General features: G+C 41.1%; 2 protein-coding genes. One reads left to right on the top strand and one right to left on the bottom strand.

Features of this window, described 5'->3' with window-relative positions:
• Positions 1 to 306: 306 nt before the first annotated feature.
• Positions 307 to 483 (bottom strand): hypothetical protein, encoded by a 177-nt coding sequence (locus F6K63_RS36725; RefSeq protein ID WP_008183297.1) that lies wholly within the window; start codon positions 481 to 483, stop codon positions 307 to 309.
• A gap of 63 nt (positions 484 to 546) precedes the next feature.
• On the opposite strand from F6K63_RS36725, the gene F6K63_RS36720 reads away from it, so the two are divergent.
• Positions 547 to 1704, top strand: coding sequence for an RNA-guided endonuclease InsQ/TnpB family protein (locus F6K63_RS36720; RefSeq protein WP_287314997.1), 1158 nt, complete (start codon positions 547 to 549; stop codon positions 1702 to 1704).
• Positions 1705 to 1816: the final 112 nt, after the last annotated feature.

Raw genomic sequence — 1816 nt, 5'->3', positions numbered from 1 at the left:
AGTCTGCCCCGTAACGCACCACCAAAAGGCTGGCCCTGATTTTCCACCTCTTTGCCAGTTTTGGGAAAGCCTGTCCGAGGCAGGAAACGGGCAAGATGCCCGTTCCACCCACCGGGTCAAACAGTAACAATCGGATACAGTTGAAAGTTAATTGGTTGAAGGTTAGTTGGTTGCAGGGTTAAGGTTGAGTGGTTAAGCTTTCAGGGTGAATCAAGATAGTGAAACAGGAAAGTAACAAGCGAGAGTTAGCCACCTAATTTATTGGGTGGGCGTGGAGCGTGCCGGGATTTATCCCGGCTATCGTGTTTAAGGTAGTTTTCCATTCCTTCCTAGGTACTCCATGAACTCAGACAAGCTCAAGCCAGAAGACTCTGCCATATTTTTAATATTTCCCCAAGCTATTTTTGTAACCTTAACACTGTAAGTCTTTTTGCTTTCCTCATAGATACTTGGTCTCCCGACTCTTCTCTTTTTTTCTGGCATATGTTTGACCCATTCATTACGGTAGTATATAATTAAATTAGCACAGCAAAAGGTCGATGCAATATGTATGGTTGTCAACAACATTTAATAACTACGACACCTGATAATAGAGCAATTATCGAGTTTATCTGTTCAGAAGCTAACAAGTTAACTAACTGCGGGATTTATTACTGCCGTCAATTGTTGTTCAAAGCTGGAAGGTATCTTACAAATGCCGATCTGGATAAGATAATGAAGACAAATCATCACTTCAAGGCAATGAGGTCAGCTTGTGCTCAGCAGACACTACACGGAGTAATAGAATCCTTTAAGTCTTACAAAGCCTTAAACAAGCTATATAAGAAAGGTCAGCTAGCAAACAAGCCTAGAGTTCCTAATTATAGAAAAAAGGGGGGATTGGCTGTTGTTAGCTATCCGGCTAGATGGGTGAAGCTGATAAAGGGTCAGCTTAAGTTTACTCTAGGAAAACAGATTAAAGCATGGTTTGGGATAGACCATTTCCTTCTACCTATGCCTTCCAATATTGACTACAAAGCGATAAAAGAGTATCGATTTGTACCAAGAAACGGGTGCTTGTATCTAGAGTTCGTCTATGAGAGAACAGCTCCTGAAGCAGTTACTCAAACAGGTGAAGTCTTAGGGATTGATCCTGGTTTAAATAACTGGTTAACCTGCGTGTCTACTACAGGTAAGTCGTTTATATTAGATGGAAGAAAAGTTAAGTCTCAAAACCAGTGGTACAACAAGCGTGTAGGTGCTATCAAAAAGGGTAAAAGTAGAGACTACTGGGACGAACATCTAGCTTTTTTGATTGAAAAGCGAAATCGACAAATGCGAGACAACGTAAATAAAGCCGCTAGATTCATAGTTAACTGGTGCTTAAGGAATAACGTTAGTACAGTCGTATTTGGTTGGAACAAGCGCAACAAAGACAGCATCAATATTGGAAAAAAGAATAATCAGCAGTTTGTTCAGATACCTACTGCTAAATTAAAAAGTCGGATAGAACAGCTATGTATTGAGTACGGTATCAAATTCGTTGAGACTGAAGAAAGTTACACCAGCAAGGCTAGCTTTTTAGACCGTGATTTTTTGCCTACACTTGGTGGAAAACCCGAGGGGTGGAAAGAAAGTGGGAGAAGAGTTAGACGTGGGCTTTACAAGTCTGGAAAGGGCGAATTGATAAATGCTGACTGCAACGGAGCAGGTGTGATTCGTTAGCTAGAAACCATATTCTATAAAGGATTTGGGGGATTAGCTGCTTGGTTATAGAACCATGACAACTTGATAACCATGATGGTGAAAATCCATCCCTCGTGAAATCCGAGTGACA

The sequence above is a fragment of the Moorena sp. SIO1G6 genome, from assembly GCF_010672795.1.
Classification (GTDB): Bacteria; Cyanobacteriota; Cyanobacteriia; order Cyanobacteriales; family Coleofasciculaceae; genus Moorena; species Moorena producens.
The sequence above is the reverse complement of the archived record's forward strand: the minus strand, read 5'-3'. Positions and strand labels throughout refer to the sequence as shown.

Excerpts from the sequence above, each read along its gene's own strand:
- F6K63_RS36720 (WP_287314997.1), top strand. The coding sequence starts at position 547 with ATGTATGGTTGTCAACAACATTTAATAACTACGACACCTGATAATAGA.
- F6K63_RS36725 (WP_008183297.1), bottom strand. The coding sequence starts at position 483 with ATGCCAGAAAAAAAGAGAAGAGTCGGGAGACCAAGTATCTATGAGGAA.